General features: G+C 65.8%; 14 protein-coding genes. 8 read left to right on the forward strand and 6 right to left on the reverse strand.

Annotated elements, in window-relative coordinates; all coding sequences use genetic code 11:
- Nucleotides 1-10 precede the first annotated feature (10 nt).
- Both FGF80_RS08130 and FGF80_RS08135 read right to left on the reverse strand, forming a co-directional pair.
- Nucleotides 11-421, reverse strand: a complete 411-nt coding sequence (locus FGF80_RS08130; protein WP_006185996.1) for an HIT family protein — start codon at nucleotides 419-421, stop codon at nucleotides 11-13.
- Between the two features lie 240 nt (nucleotides 422-661).
- A complete protein-coding gene (locus tag FGF80_RS08135; RefSeq protein WP_138653259.1) occupies nucleotides 662-1,723 on the reverse strand; it encodes a glycosyltransferase family 4 protein in 1,062 nt (353 codons plus the stop codon).
- 157 nt (nucleotides 1,724-1,880) lie between these two features.
- Here FGF80_RS08135 and FGF80_RS08140 point away from each other — a divergent pair, with 157 nt between their 5' ends.
- The 3 genes from FGF80_RS08140 to FGF80_RS08150 all read left to right on the forward strand — a co-directional run bounded on the left by FGF80_RS08140 (nucleotide 1,881) and on the right by FGF80_RS08150 (nucleotide 5,595).
- Nucleotides 1,881-3,692: a S9 family peptidase gene (locus FGF80_RS08140; RefSeq protein WP_138653261.1), complete on the forward strand. Its 1,812-nt coding sequence runs from the start codon at nucleotides 1,881-1,883 to the stop codon at nucleotides 3,690-3,692.
- A 98-nt stretch (nucleotides 3,693-3,790) separates the two neighbouring features.
- Entirely contained in the window at nucleotides 3,791-4,762 is a 972-nt protein-coding gene (locus tag FGF80_RS08145; RefSeq protein WP_006185999.1) for an ABC transporter ATP-binding protein, read from the forward strand.
- Entirely contained in the window at nucleotides 4,759-5,595 is an 837-nt protein-coding gene (locus FGF80_RS08150) for an ABC transporter permease (RefSeq protein ID WP_138653263.1), read from the forward strand. Before FGF80_RS08145 ends, FGF80_RS08150 begins: the two co-directional genes overlap by 4 nt.
- A 7-nt stretch (nucleotides 5,596-5,602) precedes the next feature.
- Here the strand turns inward: FGF80_RS08150 and FGF80_RS08155 are convergent, their stop codons facing one another.
- Complete coding sequence (locus tag FGF80_RS08155) at nucleotides 5,603-6,664, reverse strand: NAD(P)-dependent glycerol-1-phosphate dehydrogenase (protein ID WP_138653265.1); 1,062 nt, start codon at nucleotides 6,662-6,664, stop codon at nucleotides 5,603-5,605.
- 175 nt (nucleotides 6,665-6,839) lie between these two features.
- Between FGF80_RS08155 and FGF80_RS08160 the strand changes: the two genes are divergently transcribed.
- Nucleotides 6,840-7,916 carry a M48 family metalloprotease gene (locus tag FGF80_RS08160; protein WP_138653267.1) on the forward strand — a complete coding sequence of 359 codons (1,077 nt, stop codon included), beginning with the start codon at nucleotides 6,840-6,842 and terminating at the stop codon, nucleotides 7,914-7,916.
- 8 nt (nucleotides 7,917-7,924) lie between these two features.
- On the opposite strand, the gene FGF80_RS08165 is transcribed toward FGF80_RS08160, so the two are convergent.
- Entirely contained in the window at nucleotides 7,925-8,914 is a 990-nt protein-coding gene (locus FGF80_RS08165; protein WP_006186003.1) for an NAD-dependent epimerase/dehydratase family protein, read from the reverse strand.
- Nucleotides 8,915-9,076: 162 nt separating this feature from the next.
- Here FGF80_RS08165 and FGF80_RS08170 point away from each other — a divergent pair, with 162 nt between their 5' ends.
- The 4 genes from FGF80_RS08170 to FGF80_RS08190 all read left to right on the forward strand — a co-directional run bounded on the left by FGF80_RS08170 (nucleotide 9,077) and on the right by FGF80_RS08190 (nucleotide 12,510).
- On the forward strand, nucleotides 9,077-10,081 hold the full coding sequence (locus FGF80_RS08170) for an RAD55 family ATPase (RefSeq protein WP_006186004.1): 1,005 nt from the start codon (nucleotides 9,077-9,079) through the stop codon (nucleotides 10,079-10,081).
- 264 nt (nucleotides 10,082-10,345) lie between these two features.
- The gene (locus FGF80_RS19560) at nucleotides 10,346-11,347 is read left to right on the forward strand and encodes a hypothetical protein (protein ID WP_238705363.1); all 1,002 of its coding nucleotides are present in this window, start codon (nucleotides 10,346-10,348) and stop codon (nucleotides 11,345-11,347) included.
- A 79-nt stretch (nucleotides 11,348-11,426) separates the two neighbouring features.
- On the forward strand, nucleotides 11,427-11,837 hold the full coding sequence (locus FGF80_RS08185) for a GIY-YIG nuclease family protein (RefSeq protein WP_138653269.1): 411 nt from the start codon (nucleotides 11,427-11,429) through the stop codon (nucleotides 11,835-11,837).
- Nucleotides 11,838-11,955: 118 nt separating this feature from the next.
- Entirely contained in the window at nucleotides 11,956-12,510 is a 555-nt protein-coding gene (locus tag FGF80_RS08190) for a peroxidase-related enzyme (protein WP_175417057.1), read from the forward strand.
- Nucleotides 12,511-13,026: 516 nt separating this feature from the next.
- Here the strand turns inward: FGF80_RS08190 and gltB are convergent.
- Both gltB and proS read right to left on the reverse strand, forming a co-directional pair.
- Nucleotides 13,027-17,637 (reverse strand): glutamate synthase large subunit, encoded by a 4,611-nt coding sequence (gene gltB / locus FGF80_RS08195; protein WP_175417006.1) that lies wholly within the window; start codon nucleotides 17,635-17,637, stop codon nucleotides 13,027-13,029.
- Between the two features lie 492 nt (nucleotides 17,638-18,129).
- On the reverse strand, nucleotides 18,130-19,611 hold the full coding sequence (gene proS, locus FGF80_RS08200) for a proline--tRNA ligase (protein WP_138653273.1): 1,482 nt from the start codon (nucleotides 19,609-19,611) through the stop codon (nucleotides 18,130-18,132).
- Nucleotides 19,612-19,794: the final 183 nt, after the last annotated feature.

Consider the following 19,794-nt stretch of genomic DNA (forward strand, 5'->3'; position numbering starts at 1 on the left):
GCGCAGGCGGTCAGAGGTGCCCTCGGACGCGATTCCGCAGTTGTGTTGCCTCGTCGGCCTCGAGTCGGGTCCGCGGGAGCGATAGGGACACGTCGTCGTCCGCGAAGCGGGGCACGAGGTGGACGTGCGCGTGCTCGACGGTGCCGACGAGCGGCCCGCTGGTGTGAAAGACGCTGAACCCGCGCGGCTCGAGCGCCGTCTCCAGCGCGTTCGAGACGGTGCGGACCGTCTCGAAGACGGCCGTCGCGGTCGATTCGTCTATCGTCAGGACGTCCGACTCGTGGGTCCGCGGAACGACGAGGCTGTGTCCCGTCGTGGCCGGATTCTCGTCCAAAAACGCGACGGTGTGCTCGGTTTCGGACAGAACGTACGCCGATCGCTCGCCCGCGACGATCCGACAGAACTCACAGTCGTCGTGCATACCCGAATACGATCATGAACGAACATATAGGTATCTCCGGTCGATGCGGTGAGCCCGCTACCACTCTTCCGGCGCGGTCGCGGCTCGATGTCCCGTTCGACCGACTGCACGAACGGGACTGCAAGGGAGACGAGAACGACGGCCGAAAATACCCGTGTCACGGCCCGTCTCTGTCGGAAAGAAGACCGTGAAGTCGGACAGCAGCGCGGCTGAATGACGAACTCGTCTCCCCACCACCTGCTACAGTACGCCGTGCTCGTCGCGGAGCGCTCGGTACCGCTCGAGGTACCGGTCTGCCACCGCCGACCGGTCGTAGTCGGCGAACGCCTCGTCGTACGTGCGATGCTCGAGATCGCCCGCGGCGAGGATGGCCTCTGCGAGTTCGACCTCGCTGGTCGTTCGGAATCCTCGGTCCCTCCCTTCGACGAGTTCGTGTGCGCTGGAGTTGGCGTGGTACTCCACGATGCCGACACAGCCGGCGGCCAGCGCCCACAGCATCTCCGTCGGGAAGACGCAGTGGTCGGCCGTCTGCGCGAAGACGTGAGCCCCGCGGTAGGCCGCGATCCGATCCTCGAGATCGAGGTCGCCGACGAAGGTCACCCGGTCTTCGATCCGGAGGTCGGCCGTCAGTTGTTCGTACGCCGCTCGCTCGGGTCCGTCGCCGACGACCGTCGCTTGCCACTCGCGATCACGGAGTTCGGCCAGCCCCAACAGCAGGCTCTCGAGGTTGGCACCCGCATCGAGTCGCCGGGCGTAGATTACGTCGACTTCCGCGCCCGGTTCGACATCCCGAATCCGGTCGCAGTCGATCGGGTTCGGGATCGTCTCGATGCAGTCGCCGTCGGCCCCGAGTTCCCGGACCCACGTCCCGACGAGTTCCGACGGCGTGACGATCCGGTCGGGCCGCCCCGCCGCGAGCTGCGTCCACCGCGTGTCGTCGATGCCGCCGTCGCCGTACCACTCGAGGACGAGCGGTGCACGGGCCATCGTCGCACCCAGTGTAGCGGCGACGACCTGGCTCGGCGGCTGGGGGCCGACGTGGATCACGTCCGGGCGCGTGGCCGCGAGGACGAACGGCAACCGCAGGAGGAACGAACTCCGGGCGTCCGTCCCGGTCGCGACTGCGTGGTATGTTATCCCGTCGTGTTCGTATGTCGACTCCTCGCCGGCCCAGAACCCGGCACAGTACCAGTGGACGTCGTGGCCGCGCTCCGCGAGGAGGTCACAGACGGTCCGAAACCGCTGGTTCGTCTCAGTATCGCGGTGGTGAACCGTTTCGAACGAGACGAACGCGATTCGCATCTGCTCACAGCATCCCAGTGAAAGGATAAAAATCACCCTGTTTCCGTCGAAAGCGGGCCTGACAGTCACCGAGTTGCCGGTCGGTACGTCACGTTCGTCGCGGGCGGAACCGGTCCCGACCGAAACGACTACCCCCTCGAGTCCGTACGGCTCTGGCATGCACAGCTACGACATCGAGCGCTACCTCAACATTCGGAGCGCCTACGGTGCCTCGTTCGGTCCCGACGGCGAACGGCTCTCTTTCCTGCTGGACACGACCGGCACGCCGCAGCTCTGGACGCTCGAGGAACCCCGCGGCTGGCCCGAACAGCGGACCTTCTACGACGAGCGGGTGACCTTCGCCTCGTGGTCGCCCGAGCGCCCGGAGCTGCTCTTCGGGATGGATGAGGGCGGCAACGAGCGCGCACAACTGTTCCGGCTCGATGCCGAAACCGGCGCGATCGAGAACGTGACGGCGATGCCGGAGGCCAAACACCGCTGGGGCGGCTGGAGCCACGACGGCGACCGGTTCGCGTTCACCTCGAACCGCCGGGACGAGTCCGTCTTCGACGTCTACGTCCAGAACCGCGACGAGACCGGGAGCGATGCCGAACTCGTCTACGAGGGCGACGGCTGGCTCTCGCTGTCGGGCTGGAGTCCCGACGACTCCCGGCTGCTGGTCTCACAGGCCTACTCCAACTTCGATCAGGATCTGTCCGTGCTCGACCTCGAGACGGGTGATCTCGAGCACCTCACGCCCCACGATGGCGACGTACGCTACCAAAGCGCGAACTGGGCCCCGGACGGCAAGGGGATCTATCTCGTCACCGACGAGGGCGAGGCGGAGACGCTCTATCTCGCCTATCTCGACCTCGAGACGGGCGATCTCGAGCCCGTCGTCGACGGCGAGTGGAACGTCGACGGCATCGCGCTGGACGACGATACCGGTCGGTTCGTCTACTCGGAAAACGTCGAGGGATACACCGAGCTGACCGTCGGGGAGTTCGACGGGGCCGATCCGACCGCGTTCGAGACGTTCCCCGAACCCGACCTGCCGGGCGGCGTCTCCGGCGGCGTGAGTTTCGGTCCCGATGCCGAGCGGGTCGCGCTGTCGACGACCGGCGACACGGTGAACACGAACGTCTTCGTCGTCGATGTCGAAACCGGTGAGACCGAACGGTGGACCGACGCGCCGACGGCCGGCATTCCGCCGGAATCGTTCGCCGAATCGAACCTGGACCACGTCGAGAGCTTCGACGATCTTTCGGTGCCCGGCTTCTTTACTCTCCCCGACGGTCACGAAGCCGGAGCCACGCCCGTGATCGTCGACATCCACGGCGGCCCCGAGAGTCAACGCCGGCCCTCGTTCTCGAGCGTCAAGCAGTACTTCCTCGATCGGGGCTACGCCTACTTCGAGCCGAACGTCCGCGGCTCGTCGGGCTACGGGGCCGAGTACGCGAGCCTCGACGACGTCGAGAAACGGATGGATTCGGTTGCGGACATCCGAGCCTGCGTCGAGTGGCTACAGGACCACCCCGCGATCGATCCGGACCGAATCGTCGCGAAAGGCGGCTCCTACGGCGGGTTCATGGTGCTTGCCGCGCTGACCGAGTATCCGGACCTCTGGGCGGCCGGAATCGACATCGTCGGTATCGCCAACTTCGTCACCTTCCTCGAAAACACGGGCGATTGGCGGCGCGAACTCCGGGAAGCCGAGTACGGGTCGCTCGCCGAGGACCGCGAGTTCCTCGAGGAGGTCTCGCCGATCAACCACATCGAAAACATCGACGCGCCGCTGTTCGTTCTCCACGGTGAGAACGACCCCCGCGTCCCGGTCGGCGAGGCCGAACAGATCGCCGAACAGGCCGCCGAGCAGGGCGTTCCCGTCCGGAAACTGCTCTTCGAGGACGAGGGCCACGGCTTCTCGAAACTCGAGAACCGCATCGAGGCCTATTCGGCGATCGCCGAGTTCCTCGACGAACACGTCTGAGCGGCCCGGGCCGCCGTCGACCGGCTTTCAGTCGATAAGTATTTCCATGCTTTAATTTTAGAAGGGCTTATATTTACCGCGGCAGGGCTACCTCACGTATGCCCGCTATCGAAACGACTGCCCTGACCAAACGATACGGCGAGGACGTCATCGCCGTCGACGACCTTGACCTGACCGTCGAAGAGGGAGAGGTGTTCGGGTTCCTCGGTCCCAATGGGGCCGGGAAGTCGACGACGATCAACCTGTTGCTCGATTTCGTCCGCCCGACCGAGGGGGCCGCGACGGTGCTCGGTTACGATGTCCAGCGAGAGCCGAAAACGATCCGCTCGCGCATCGGCGTCCTCCCCGAAGGCGCGACGTTGTACGACCGGCTGACCGGTCGCGAACACCTCGAATGGGTCATCGACAACAAAGGCAGCGACGACGATCCGGACGAACTCCTCGACCGAGTCGGTCTCGAACCCGAGGCCGCGGCGCGATCGGCCGGCGGCTACTCGAAGGGGATGGCCCAGCGACTCGGGTTCGCGATGGCGCTGGTCGGGGATCCCGACCTCCTGATCCTCGACGAACCGTCCTCCGGGCTCGATCCCAAGGGGATGCAGGAACTGCGCGAAATCATCACCGCCGAAGCCGACCGCGGCACGACCGTGTTCTTTTCGAGCCACATCCTCGGGGAGGTCGAGGCGGTCTGCGACCGCGTCGGGATCATGAACGACGGCCGACTCGTCGCGACCGGGACCCTCGACGCGCTGCGGGAGAACCTCGACTTCGACGCCTCGATCTCGCTGGACGTCGAGCGCGTCCCCGACGCACTCGTGACCGACCTCGAGACCCACGAGGGCGTCCACTCGGTGACCGTCGACGGATCGACGATCACGGCGTCCTGTGCCAGGACGCCCGTAAAGTACGAGGTCGTAACCCAGGTCGGTGCGGCGACGACCGTCCTCGACATCGTTTCCGAGGACACCTCCCTCGAACGGCTGTTCAACACCTACACGGACGGCGAGCAGTCGGGCGAGGGTGACGTCGACGCCGGTCTCGCCGAGGTCGAGACGGAGGTGTCGGCATGAGCGTCCTCTCCGTGGCGAAGAAGGACTTCCTCGACGTCCGACGGTCGAAGAGCGTCTGGATCGTCAGTGGACTGTACACGCTGCTCGTGGTGTTTCTCTTCCACCTCGGACGGAGCGGAGCGCCGGAACCGAACGTCGTCTCTCAGTTGTCGGCCCTCGCTAACGTCGGACTGCCGTTTATTCCGATCATTGCGCTCATGATGGTGTACCTCGCGATCGCCGGCGAACGGGAGTCGGGAAGTATCAGATACCTGCTCTCGCTTCCGAACACGCGACGGGACATCGTCCTCGGGAAGTACCTCTCCCGCGGGGCCATCGGTGCCAGTGTGATCCTCGTTGCGTTCGGCGTGGGCGCGGTGACGGCGGTTCTCTGGTACCCGTCACTCGAACCGACGGTCTTCGCCGGCGTCGCTGGCCTGACCGTCCTCCTCACGCTAGCGTACGTCTCGGTCGCGATCAGTATCTCCGCTGCGACGGGGTCGCGGTCGCGGGCGATGGCCGGTTCGATCGGGTTCTACATCGTCAGTAATCTCATGATGCTCGTACCTGCCTTTTCGATCGTCGCCGCGATCAAGTACGTGCTGAACGATCAGTTCGGGATGGGGCTCTCCGATCACCTATTCGAGTTTATCCGCATGCTCAGTCCGACGATCGCATTCAGAAAAGCCTTCCCGCTCGTCGTGCCGAGCGACATCGAGACGTTCATGGTGAACGTGGACCCCTCGGCCCCGGCCTACCTCGCGCCCGAAGTCGCCCTCGCCATCCTCGTCGCCTGGCTCGTCGTGCCGGCCGCGCTCGGTCTGTGGCAGTTCAACCGGGCCGATCTGGGCTGATTCACTCTCAGCCGATTACGCCCGTTTTCGTCGCCACGTCTCGAGCGGCCCGTTCGTTCATCCCGTTACCCAGGATCGTGTATCGGTCGCGGATCTCGTGACAGGTCGTTAGCGCCTCGATCACGGTCTCGTCGTCGAGACCCAGTTCCGCCGCAGTCGTCGGCGCGTCGATGCTCGCCAGCGCGTTGCGGATGTCGCGCCAGATACCCCGGTCGCCGCCGTGGAGATAGGCAGTCATGATCGAGCCGACGCCGACCTGATGGCCGTGCAGGGCCGCGCCGGGCGCTAAGCGATCGAGCTGGTGCGAGAAGAGGTGTTCGGCCCCGCTGGCCGGTCGGGAGGAGCCGGCGATGCTCATCGCGACCCCCGAGGACATGAGCGCCTTGGTGACGACCCAGGCCGACTCCTCGAGCCCGGGTCGGATGAGGTCGGCGTTGTCGACCAGGATTTCGGCAGTCATCTCCGAGAGTGCGGCGGCGTATTCGGAGTACTCGACGTCCTGGAGTCGCTGGGCGAGCCGCCAGTCCATGACGGCGGTGTAGTTCGAAATGATGTCGGCGCAGCCGGCGGTCGTCAGGTCCCACGGTGCGTCGGCGAGAAGCCCGGTGTCGGCGACGACCGCCAGCGGCGGTTCCGCGGCGACGCTGTGTCGGGAGTCCCCGTCCGGTACCGAGCCGCGATTGCTGACGATGCCGTCGTGGCTCGCCGCAGTCGGAACGGAGAGAAAGCCCATCTCGAGGTGGTGGCTGGCCAGTTTCGCGATGTCGATGGCTTTCCCACCGCCGATGCCGACCAGATAGGAGACTTCCTCGGCCTCGGCGACCTCGATCACCCGTTCGACGGCGTCGAAGGTCGCCTTCTCGATCGTGACGATCGCGGGGTCGATCCCGGCGGCTTCGAAGTCGGTCGCGATGGGATCGGCGGCGACCTCGCGAGGCGTCGGACTGGTGACGAACAACGGCCGTCCCTGTAAGTGGAGATCGTCGACCACGTCGACGACCTCGCTGCGAACGTCGTGGCCGACGACGACGTTTCGCGGGAGGCGGATCCACGTCGATTTGTCGAACATACCGGACCTGACACACCCCCGGGACATGTGCTTTTCCTCGTGGCCGCGCTGATCGACGCGACCCCGCTCGATCGGTCCCGACGTGAGCGACGCGAGCGAGAGCCGACCGCGTCGCCGATCCGTTCGCCACGGCGAATGCGATAGGCTATAATATTTCCAACAGTATCGGCCCAATATGCGTGTGGCAGTCGCGTTCTGGGTCGGCCTGCTCGTCGTCGGCCACGTCGCGGGTCGACTGTACGGTTCGTACACGATTCGGCGCGGCGGTGACGACGATCACCGATCGCGCGGGACGTACCGATTGCTGTCCTTCGTCGGCCTCACGGCCGTTGTCGGCCTCACGCTGTCCGGTCTCGTCGACGCAACCGAGACGACTCTCTCGTCGCTGCATCCGGCGCTGGCCGGTGGACTGGCGGCTCCCCTCGCCTGGGTCCCGACGGGGATCGGAACGATCGTCGCGGTCCTCGTCACGTACCTCGGCGTCTTTCCGTACGCCCGCGAACGGCGCGACCTCGAGATTTCGGCTGCAACCGCGGTCGCTCGTCTCGCGAAATACCTCGTCGCGATCGCGGTGCTCTGTCTCGGTCTGATAGCCCCCCTGATCGTCCTCCTCAGGCTGTCGACTCCGAGCCCGCTCCTGATTCCGATCCTGTTCGCCGGCCTCCTCTTCTGGGTCTTCGTCTGGACACAGTACAGCGTGCAACTCTCACAGGAGATCAGCGAGCCGACGGCCGACCAGCGACGGCGGCTCGAGGCCGCCGCCGACCGGGTCGACACGCCGATCCCTCTCGCGGGCGTCATTCCCGGCGAGGAGACCGAAACGGCCGGCCTCTATCTCGGGGGCTCGTTCCGGAACCGGCGGTTGTACGCCACCGACTACACGTTCGACGCCCTCGACGACGACGAACTGACGGCACTGTGTGCACGGGCAGCCGCGGCCGACGAACTCCGACTCCTCGAGCGCCGAGCACTCGTCGTGTCCCTCCTGGCCGGACTGTTCCTGACCCTGACTATCTGGCGATCGATGCTCGTCGCACTCCCCGTGCTCGCCATCGCCTGGCCGCTCCTGTCCTGGTACCTCCAGCGCTGTGCGTTCGCTGCCGATCGTCGCGCCGCTCAGTCGGTCGGTGCCGACGATCTCGCCAGCGCGTATGAGGCCATCGCGGACCCGGCCGGCGAGCGCGGACGACTCCACGAACGGCTCGCATCGAGGCCGTCGACGGCGCGACGACTCGAACGACTCCGTCACTGACCCCCGGTTCAGAGGGTCTCGAGAACCCGCAACACGCGCTCCTCGGCCTCTCGATCCGGTCCGTTCCCGTCCCCGTCCCGGTCGCTTTCGAGGTGGTCGTCGACCGACCGAGCCATCGCCTCCTCGAGCGGCGTCGACTCCCAGCCCAGCGCGGCGAGTTTCGCCGTCGAGAGGACGTGCGGGTACGCTCGGTAGAGCGGGTAGTCCTCGAGGTCGATGTCGCCGGCAGCGAGTTCCCGCGGTCCGGCGTGGACGATCTCGACCTCGGTAGCCAGCGTCTCGCCGATCAACGCGACCATCTCCTCGAGCGTGACGAGTCGTCGGTCGCCGACGTTGTAGGCCTCGCCGGCCGTGCCGCGCTCGGCGACGATCCGGAGCGCGCTGGCGACGTCTTCGACGTACACGCGGTGCCAGACGTTCGTCCCGTCGCCGGGGACCACGACCCGATCGAAGCGGTTCACGCGATCGATCCACCAGTCCAACCGCTCGGTGTAGTCGTGGGGACCGTAGACGATCGGCGGTCGGACGGCCATGGCTCGAACGCCGTCGTCGGCCGCCGCGAAGACCGCCCGATCGCCCTCGGCCTTTCGATTCCCGTAGCTCTCGGCCGAGTCGTCGGTCGCCTGCTCGGCCGTACAGGAGTGCAGGGGCGTCTCGCCCTCCCGCTTGGGGATCTCCTCGCGGCCGTAGGCCGCGCCGCTCGAGACGGAGACGTACGCCTCGCAGTCCTCGAAGAGTCGCGTCGCGACGCGGACGTCCTTGGGGTGATAGGCCACACAGTCGAAGACAGCGTCGGGATCGACGGTCGTCGCCGCGGCCTCGAGCGCCGTGTCGTTCGTCCGATCGCCCTCGACGTGGTCGACCCGGTCGTCGTCCGCGAACGGGTTCTCTCGGGTCCCGCGGTTGAAGATCGTGACATCGTACTCGTGGTCGAGGAGATCGGCCACGAGATGGCGGCCGATGAAGCGAGTGCCGCCGATAACGAGTGCACTGTCCATACGGGACCGACGGGGCTGCCGGAGCAAAACCCTGGCGACAGGCTGTGACGAGAGCTGCCGCCAGCACGGAACGGGCGTGGAACGAACTCCACGCCCGATCCGACTCGGCCCACCCGTTCAGGGGAGGGTTCTTTGATCCCCTCCGTTGTAGGGCGGCCCGGTATGTCAGGACAGCTCTGGACGGATCGCGCTCGGGAGCACCCACTCGAGTGCGACCACTGTCACTACCCGATCCCGGGCGATCCCGAGGAGAGCGACGACGGGCAGTACTGCTCGACCGCCTGCCGCGAGGCCGCCGACGACGAGTCGACGCTGCCCGATCCCGAAGCGTACAAGCGGTTCGTAACCGGCGTCGAACCGCTCGATTCGCTCGTTCCGAACGGCGTTCCCGCCGACTCCTTTCTCCTCCTCTCGGGGGACGAGGGGACCCGCCGCGCCGAGTTGGGGACCGAGCTCGTCTGGCGCGCGCTCGAGCGGGGCGAACCCGCCGTCGTCGTCTCGTTTGCCAACCCGCCGACGGCGACGCTCGAGCGGTTCTACGAGAACGGCTGGAACGTCCTCCCGGCGCTGGAAACCGGCCGCCTGCGGGTTATCGACTGCTTCACCCACCGGCTCGACGACCGCGACGCGTTCCGCGAGCACCGGACCGACTGGGCGACGTTCATCGGCGAGGCGGCCGGCGATGCGATCGTGGCGGTTCGCGATCCGAGCGATCGTCGCGAGGTGGCGAACACCCTCCACCGCGCGCTCGACGACCTCGAGATGACCGAGACGGGGCTGGTCACGATCGACTCGCTGGATGAACTCGAGTCGTTACTGCAAGAGCAGTTGGTTCACGACTTCGTCAAAGACGTTCGGGCGACGGTCTGCAAGGCGCGGTTCGTCCCGATCGTCGCCGCCGCGACGACGGCGGGGCAAAACGGCTATCCCGAGGAAGAGTACGTTTTCGACGGGATCGTCGATCTGCGGCTGACGGACCACCTCGTGGCCGACACACGGCTCAAACAGCTCGCCGTTCGCAAACTGATCGGCGGCGAGGTGCTCCCGCAGTGGGTGACCTACGAACACGAACCCGCCCGCGGGCTGTTCGCGTTCGGCCCGAACACGGAGCCACAACAGGTTTACGACCTCGGAAACGCCTCGCCACGAGCGAACAGCCCCCGATAATCTCGACGGCGGTACTCGAGCGACGTGCGACTCGACACGCGACGTGGTTCCGGAATCGCGTCCAGTCGCCCGCCCCCCAGGACCCGCCTCCGCAATTATACCCGCCGACGACCGCTATCGGCGTGCACGCGAACTCACGCTCGGGTTTTATCTGCCCGTTCGGGATAGGTCCGACCGCAGCACGACCACCAGCGGCCAGCGCGTCGACCGCACCGCATCGGGAATCGACGGCCGACTGGAGTCGACGATCCACACAGCCACACGATGAACGACCGATACGACAGCGATCGACGGACGGAGGAACGGACCGAGCGATCGAACGAGGCCGGGACGCGAACCCGGGGTCGGGGGCGAGAGCACGACAGCGAGACCGAACGGACTCGACAGGGCGACGACCGCGGCTGGCTTCACGGGTTGTTCAGCCGCGGCGAGAGCGACGATCGCGGGTCACGGGGCCCCGAGCAACGCGGTGAGCGCAGTCAGCGCCACAAGCAACGCACCGAGCAGCAGCGCGAACGACGGACACGGACCGGACAGCGGTGGGGACAACAAAGCGGGCAACAGCGCAGCGGGGTCGAAACGAACGCGATGGACCGAGCGACCCGCTCGTACGGCGGCGAAGCCCGACAGGAGGGGCGGCAAGGCGAACAGCGCGGCCAGCGCGACCGACAGGGTGAGAGGCAGGAACACAGGGGCGGTCGGCAGCAGGGCGGCATGCAGCGAGCCGAACGCGGCGCGGAGCGATCGCAACGCGGCCAGCAGGGGATGCAGCGCGGTGGGGACCGCGAGCAGCACGGACGACAGCCCGGAACGCAAGGCCAACGAGGGACGCGATCGCAGCGGGGCAGCGAGCAACACGGCAGTCAGTACCAGCAGGGACAGCCCGAGATCGGTCGCCACCAGCGGAGCGAAGGCCAGCAGACTGGTCCCCAACGGGAACAAGAAAGCGGACAGCGTGGCCAGCGACCTGGACACGAGTATCAGGACCGACAACAGTTCAGCCGCCAGGAAGATCGGCGAGAGACCCAGGGCTCCTCGAGCGGCCGCATGAACCGAGGACAGCAGTCCGGCGGCGGCCTCGAGTACCGCCAGCGGGGTCGCCGCTCCGAACAGGGTGACTGGACCGAACCCCGCGAGTCGGAGCGGGACTCGAGCGATGACCGAAACCGGCCGTTACAGGAGGACGATATGACTACCCGCCGCCACGTCCACGAGCGCGATCCGACGGCCGACGAGGAGCCTCGAGACGAGGACCGGTCGCGGTAACGGCCTCGAGCGCCGGCCCGTCCGCGAACCGCGCATCGAAACCGTCCCGTTTTTGCCGCGTCTCCCCCGATCGTGGCGTATGAGCGGCACGTACGTCCTCGTGATCGACGTTTCGCGATCGACGACGATCGAGGTCGGCGCACTGGGGGATCGCGAGTTCGCCGCCGGCGCGTACGCCTACGTCGGCAGCGCGTTCGGCCCCGGCGGCTTCAGTCGCGTCGACCGCCACCGCGAACTCGCCGCCGGCGACCGCGAGACGCGCCACTGGCACGTCGACTACCTGCTCGGACATCCCGCGGCGCGCCTCGAGCGCGCGATCACGTTCCCGGACGCCGATCGGGAGTGTGAACTGGCGCGGTCGCTGCCGGGCGAGTTCGTCTCCGGGTTCGGGGCGTCCGACTGTGACTGTCCAGCACACTTGCTCGCCACACCGGGCGGCGACGCCGTGCTCGAGGCGGCGATCGACGCGGGTGGCGTCGTCGACGCGTAGCTCGCGGGCCGTTCACCGCCGACTTATTACCGATGGCCGCGAACCGGGAGTCGTGAGCAATCCCGACTCCGACGCCGAGTCGCAATCCGAACCGGCCCCAGAACTCAGCGACGACGCGATGGCCCGATTCCCCGTCCCGGCGTTCGACGACCTCCCGGCTGACCTCCGGGAGCGAATCGTCGAAGAGACCGACCGCGCCGGCTTCACGCCGAACGTGTTCTCGGCGTTCGCGTACAAACCCTCGCACTTCCGGGCCTTTTTTCAGTATCACGACGCCCTCGTCGAGGACACCGCCCTCGAGCGCGAGGAGATCGAGATGCTCATCGTCGCCGTCTCCGGCGTCAACCACTGTTACTACTGTAACGTGGCCCACGGGGCGCTCGTTCGGATCTACGCCGAGGACCCGACGCTGGCCGACCAACTGATCGCGAACTACCGGACCGCGGATATCGGCGACGCCCACCGAACGATGCTCGATGTCGCGGTGAAACTCACCGAGCGGCCGGCCGATGTCGAACCAGCCGATCTCGAGGCGCTCCGGGACGCCGGGTTCAGCGAGGAGGCCATCTGGGACATCGGAGCCGTCACCGCCTATTACAACATGAGCAACCGAATGGCCATGTTCGCCGAGATGCGACCGAACGACGAGTTTCACACGCTTGGGCGGGAGTGAGCGACCGGCACAGCGTTCGACCGCATGACTGAAAACCATAATTAGACAGGGCTAAAGATTAAGTTTGTAGGTACAAAAGCAAGTGGTAGTGGAGGTGATCACACCACGAAAGCGACACAGGAATGCACTGCCGATTACACCTACCGGGGTCGATCGTGCCAAGTGATAGTCGCCCGGTAGACAGCGGACGCCGACTCGCGGTTACGGTCTCCCAGTCTTCACACGTGATCAGTCATCGTAACTCCCAGTCGGTGGGTGAACTCCTGCCACCCAGCACTGTTCCGCTGTTTTCGCGATGGAGCGTGCCGTGACCTCCACGCCGAGTAGTGATCGAACCGTTCGACCGACGATACACGTGCCCTGCGGCCTGTAGCGAACGATCACGGACTGAATTTGATACGTCTAATATACCCTCGAGAAGGAACCCGGCCCGGTCGCGATCACATCGTCGACCCGTCGACCGCGTTCGCTGCGGGGCCGACGGTCCGCTCTCCGCTCGAGGAACAGGTCGAGGGGTTAGTCGTCGCCCGCCGCGAACCCGGCGGATTCGGTCTCGGCGGCGACCTCCGGCGCACCGGGCAGTTCGTTGCGAACGTCGTCGCTGCCCTGCTCGGTGATCGCCTCGTAGTAGGCCTCGGGCATGACCTTCACGAAGGCCTCGAGCGCGCGCTCCCAGTTGTCCAGCAGGTGTTGGCCGCGTTCGGAGCCGGTGTAAGCGACGTGGTTCTCGACGAGGCGGCGCAGCATCCGCTCGTCTTTCTCCTCGAGGGCGTCGTGCAGCGAGACCATTCCGGTGTTGGCCTTCGCTTCGAACTCGTCGTCGGGGTCGTAGACGTAGGCGACGCCGCCGGACATGCCGGCCGCGAAGTTCGTACCCGTCTCGCCCAGCACGGCGACGACGCCGCCAGTCATGTACTCGCAGCCGTGGTCGCCGACGCCTTCGACGACGGCCGTGGCACCGGAATTGCGCACCGCGAAGCGCTCGCCGGCGACGCCGTTGACGTACAGTTGACCGTCGGTCGCGCCGTAGAGCGCGACGTTACCGATCGAGACGTTCTCGGTCGGGTCGTAGGCCGCGGTCTCGGGCGTCCGGATGGTAAGCTTCCCGCCCGACAGCCCCTTGCCGACGTAGTCGTTGGCGCTGCCGTCGAGATGCATCGAGACGCCGCTGGCGAGGAACGCACCGAAGCTCTGCCCGGCAGTTCCCTCCGCATCGATCATGATCGTATCCTCGGGCAGTCCGGGTTCGCCGTAGCGGCTGGTGACGCGGTTCGAGAGCATCGCGCCGACGGTGCGGTCGACGTTCGTCACGTCCGTCTCGAGGCTGACCGGCTCCCCGTCCTCGATGGCGTCGGCCGCGGCCTCGATGAGGTCGCGATCGAGTTGCTCCTCGAGTTCGTGGTCCTGCTCGCGGAGCTTCCGACGGACATCGCTGCCGGGGTCCGCGAGGACGTCCGAGAGGTCGACGTTGCGGGCCTTCGGGTGGTCGACATCGTCGCGCTGCTCCAGGGCATCGACTCGGCCGATCATCTCGTCGACGGTCTCGAAGCCGAGTGCGGCCATGATCTCGCGCAACTCCTGCGCGATGAACGTCATGTAATTGATGACGTGTTCGGGCTCGCCGGGGAACCGCTTGCGCAGGTCCTCGCGCTGGGTGGCGACGCCGACCGGGCAGGTGTTCTTGTGACACTGCCGGGCCATCACGCAGCCGCCGGTGACGAGCGAGGCGGTCCCGAAGACGTATTCCTCGGCACCCAGCAGGGCGGCGACGGCGACATCACGCCCGGTCTTCATCCCGCCGTCGGCGGAGACGCGGATACGGTCGCGGAGCCCGGTCGCGCAGAGCATCTGGTTCGCCTCGGCGAGGCCGAGTTCCCAGGGAAGGCCGGCGCTCTTGATCGAGGTCCGCGGCGAGGCACCCGTCCCGCCGTCGTGACCCGAGATGTGGACCACGTCGGCGTTTGCCTTCGCGACGCCGGCGGCGACGGTGCCGATACCGGCCTCGGAGACGAGTTTGACGTTGATGTCCGCCGCCTCGTTTGCGGCCTTCAGATCGAAGATCAGCTGTTTCAGGTCTTCGATCGAGTAGATGTCGTGCAGCGGCGGCGGCGAGATCAGTCCGACGCCCGGCGTGGACTTGCGCACGTGGGCGATCATCTCGTTGACCTTCGAGCCGGGGAGATGACCGCCTTCGCCGGGTTTCGAGCCCTGTGCCATCTTGATCTGGAGTTCGTCGGCGTTCGAGAGGTACGTCGACGTCACCCCGAAGCGGCCGCTTGCAACCTGCTTGACGTTACACTCACGTTCAGTGTTGAATCGCTCCGGCGGCTCGCCGCCCTCGCCGGAGTTCGACTTGCCGCCGAGCCGGTTCATCGCGATCGAGTTGTTCTCGTGAGCCTCCGGCGAGAGCGAACCGAGCGACATCGCGGCGGTCGAGAACCGCTGGACGATGTCCGTGATCGGCTCGACCTCCTCGATCGGGATCGGGTCGCGGTCGGAGTCGAACTCGAGCAGGCCGCGCAGGGTCTGGAGGGTCTGCTGTTGGTCGTTGATCTTTGCGGCGAACTCCTGATAGCGCTCGTAGTCGTTCGAGCGGACGGCCTGCTGGAGCGCGCCGACGGTGTCGGGGTTCCACTGGTGGTGAATCCCGTCCGAGCGGTGCTCGAACTCGCCGTGGCGGTCGAGGTCGGCGTCATCGCCGTCCCCGCCGAAGGCCGTCGCGTGGCGCTCGCGGAGGTCCGCCTCGATTTCGGCGAGGCCGATCCCCTCGGTGCGGTTCTCGGTGCCGGCGAAGTAGTCCGCAACGAGGTCCGAATCGAGACCGACGGCCTCGAAGATCTGGGCACCCTGGTAGCTCTCGACCGTCGAGATCCCCATCTTGGCCATGATCTTCAGGAGTCCGTCCTCGACGGCACCGACGTAGGCATCGATCGCGACCTCGGTATCGGCCCCGTCGGGGCCGGCGGTGATGTCCTCGATCGTCTGGTAGGCGAGGTACGGGTTGACCGCACCCGCGCCGTAGCCGACGAGCGTCGCGAAGTGGTGGACGGTGCGCGGATCGGCGGACTCGACGACGAGTCCGACGTGGTTACGCAGGCCGTTGCGCACGAGGTGGTGGTGGACGCCGCCGGTCGCCAGCAGGCTCGGAATCGCGATCCGGTCCGCGTCGACGTTGCGGTCCGAGAGGACGATCACGTCGTGGTCGCCGTCCTCGATCGCCGCGACGACATCCTCGCGGACGCGTTCGATCGCCGCCTCGAGGTCGTCGCCGGGCTCGTCGCTCCGCGGCTCGTAGGTAATATCGATCGTCGCGGCCGTGATACCGTTGGCCTCGCAGTCGCGGATCGACTCGAGTTCGGCGTCGGTCAGGATCGGCGAGTCGAGGACGAGCTGACGGGCGTGTGCGGGCGACTCGTCGAGGAGGTTGCGCTGGAAGCCCAGCCGCGACTCCATCGAGGTGACGAGTTCCTCGCGGATGTAGTCCAGCGGCGGGTTCGTGACCTGTGCGAACAGCTGTTTGAAGTAGGAGAACAGCGGTCGGTTGAACTCGGTGAGGACGGACAGCGGCGTGTCGTCACCCATCGAGCCGACGGGGTCTTTCCCCTTCTGGGTCATCGGCTCGATCAGGTTCTCGAGTTCGTCGTGCGTGTAGCCGAATGCGGCCTGATAGTCTCGCAGTCCCGAGATATCCGTCTGCGGCGAGCGGTCGTTCGTGGTCCGAATATCGTCCAGACGCACCTGCTCCTGGGCGACCCACTCGCCGTAGCGGTCGTCGGTGAGGTCGTCAAAGACCTCCTCGTCGGGAATGACCCGACCCTCCTCGGGGTCGGCGAGGAAGAGCTGGCCGGGCTTGAGACGGCCACGCTCTTCGATCTCCGCGGGATCGGTCTCGAGCGCGCCGGCCTCGCTGGCCATGATCAGGCGGTTGTCGGTCGTCACGTCGTACCGGCAGGGACGCAGGCCGTTGCGGTCCAGCACTGCGCCGACGCGTTCGCCGTCGGTCGCCGCGACGAGTGCGGGGCCGTCCCACGGCTCGACCAGCGAGGCGTGGAAGTCGTACCAGTCTTTCCGGTCGTCGTCCATCGTGTCGTCGCCGTCGCAAGCTTCGTCGGAAGGTTGCTGCCCGTGGCGCTTCGCGCCACGACCGCGCCAGGCCTCGGGGACGAGCATCCGGAGCGCGTGCTCTAAGTCCCGGCCGTCCTGCATCAGCAGTTCGAGCGCGTTGTCGACGCTCGCGGTGTCGGACTGGTCGGGGTCGTCGATGATCGGCTTGACCGCCTCGAGATCGGGGAGCACGTCGCTCTCGATGTCGGTCTCGCGGGCGCGCATCCAGTTGATGTTGCCCTGAATGGTGTTGAACTCGCCGTTGTGGATGATGTTCCGGTAGGGATGGGCGAGATGCCAGGCCCCGAGCGTGTTCGTCGAGAACCGCTCGTGGACCATCACGAACGTCGATGCCATCCGCTCGTCGGTGAGATCGGGGTAGTAGGCGGGGAGTTGAACGCCTTTCAGCAGCCCCTTGTAGACGACCGTCTTCGCGCCCAGCGAGACGACGTAGAAGCGCTCTTTGTTCTCGATATCGGCGTCCTCAACGGCGTTTTCCAGCGCGCGTCGGGCGACGTAGAGCCGACGGTCGAAGTCGTCCTCGGAGAGATCGTCCGTCGGCGCGACGGCGACTTGCCGGACGTCGGGTTCGGAGTCGACCGCCGTTTGCCCGAGGTCGTCGTTGTTCGTGGGGACGTCCCGCCACTCGAGGACGTCGAGGTCGTAGGTAGCGAACGTCTCCTCGACCAGCGAGACGAGTGCCTCGCGCGCCGCGGTAGCCTGCGGAAAAAAGAGCGAGCCGACGGCATAGGTCTCCGGGAGGGACGCATCGAGAACGTGATCGAAGAACGAGTCGGGCGTCTGGAGCATAATACCGGCCCCGTCGCCGGTGTTCTTCTCCGCACCGGTCGTCCCGCGGTGCTCGAGGTTTTCGAGTAGTTCGAGTCCGTCGGCGACGACGTCGTGTCCCCCGTCCCCATCGAGGTCCATAACGACGCCGACGCCGCAGTTCGACCGTGCGTCCTCGGGGTCGGCAAGCCCCGCCGAACGCTCGGTGGATGATGCTATATGTGGCTGTGACATGCACACACGTAGCGGGAACGACTATAAGAGGCTAATCCATTATGACTAAGTGTATTATTAACACATATGGACCGATATAAGGTATAACCAGTGGCCTTAATCACTACCAGGGTACCCTCGCCGGTCGGTCTACCGTCCGTCTCGGAGAAGCGTCGCGTGGTCCGCACGGCCGTCGAACTCCCGCCCGGGAAGCGGGTCTTCCCGGTAGCGGGGAATGTCAGAGGCACGTAGTGTTCACCCACCAGAGTGAACACCACATACGCTTACTCAGCCTCCCCGGGTAAGGTACCACGGGTTAAAGGATTAGGTATGAGTGAAATGGTCACTCATGATTTACCGACGGACGGCCATCGAGTTCGGCTCGCGCCCGAACGATAGTCGGAACTGAAACGATTGACACACTGATCGTAACGCTGACGTGCGCTCAGGTGTGCACTGACTGTCAGTTACTACTATCGCGGCGTCGAAACAGAACCGCCGAAGCCGAACCGGTCAGTACGACTTCGCGAAGTACGCGATTTCGTCTGCGGGGTCGCCACAGACGCCACACTCGTCGTGGTCGGGTTCGGGCACTTCGCCGGCCGTCGAGCCGCCCTCGTCCTCGAGCGGTTGCATGACGATTTCGGCGGCGATCTTCTCCTTGATGACCTCCTCACAGGCCTCGTCACCACACCACGGCGTCTTCACGTAGCCGCCGTGTTTGCCGATCGTTCCGAGGATCTCTTCGGGGCTGTGTGCCTCGCGGACGTTCGCTTCCAAGTTCTCCTCGGCGGACTCGTAGAGTTTGTCGAAGATTTCGTCCAGGTGCTCGTCGACGGCGTCGACGATCCCGTCGCGGCCCGCGACCGATTCAGCGTTGTCCGGCCGGTGGACCAGCGTGACCTCCGCGTCGTCGACCTCGTGGGGGCCGATCTCGAGTCGGAGCGGGACGCCGTTGAGTTCGTGTTCGTTGAACTTGAAGCCGGGATTGCGCTCGTCGCGGTCGTCGAGTTCGACGCGGAAGCCGGCCGCCTCGAGGTCGTCGGCGATCCCCTCGGAGTACTCGAGGACGTCCTCCTTGGTGTCTTCCTGCCAGATCGGGACGATGACGACCTGCGTGGGCGCGACCGTGGGCGGGAGCACGAGTCCCTGATCGTCGGAGTGGGTCATGATGAGCGCCCCGATTGCACGCCAGGAGAGGCCCCACGAGGTGGTGTAGGCCGTCTGCTCTTTCTCGTCCTCGTCGGCGAAGGTGATGTCGAACGCCTCGGCGAAGCTCTGGCCGAGGTTGTGGCTGGTCGCTCCCTGCACGGACTTGCCGTCGGGCATCAGCGCCTCGACGGTCGTCGTGGTGTCCGCGCCGGGGAACTTGTCGTGTTCGGGCTTCTTGCCGCGGAGCACCGGCACCGCCAGCACGTCCTCGTAGACGCGTTCGTACTGCCCCAGTCGGGTCCAGACCTCTTCCCACGCGCCCTCGTTGCTCGCATGGGCGGTGTGTCCCTCCTGCCACATGAACTCCTTCGTCCGGAAGAAGGGCTTGGTCTCCGTGGCTTCCCAGCGGACGACCGAACACCACTGGTTGAGTCGCATCGGGAGATCGCGATGGCTGCGGGTCCAATCGGCCATAAAGGGCGCGATGATCGACTCACTGGTCGGCCGGACGGCCAGTCGCTCCTCGAGTTCGTCGTGGCCGCCGTGGGTCACCCACGCGACCTCCGGATCGAACCCCTCGACGATGTCCTTCTCCCGCTCGAGGAAGCTCTCGGGGATGAACATCGGGAAGTAGACGTTGTCGACGCCGGTGTCCGTGAACCAGCCGTCGAGCGACTCCTGAATGGCCTCCCAGAGGGCGTAGCCACGCGGCTTCGTGACGATGAAGCCGCCCATCGGTGCGTAGTCGGCGAGGTTGGCCTTCTGGACGACTTCGGCGTACCACTCGCCGGGCTTGTGCGATTTCGACTCGGTGATGCCGAGTTCCTGGCTCTCGTCGCTCATATCTACAACGATAGCCACAGCGGTCTTAAACGATGCGAAGGTGAACCGTATTTTCACGAAACTATCAATCAGAATGGGATTAAATACAATATTTTAATAAATTTATAGTTAACTATATGAGAATTTAAGTAAAATACAATGCAATATTTTCCTAATTAGTGAATATACGATTAATAGCTAGCA

The organism is Natrinema pallidum (genome assembly GCF_005890195.1).
GTDB lineage: Archaea > Halobacteriota > Halobacteria > Halobacteriales > Natrialbaceae > Natrinema > Natrinema pallidum.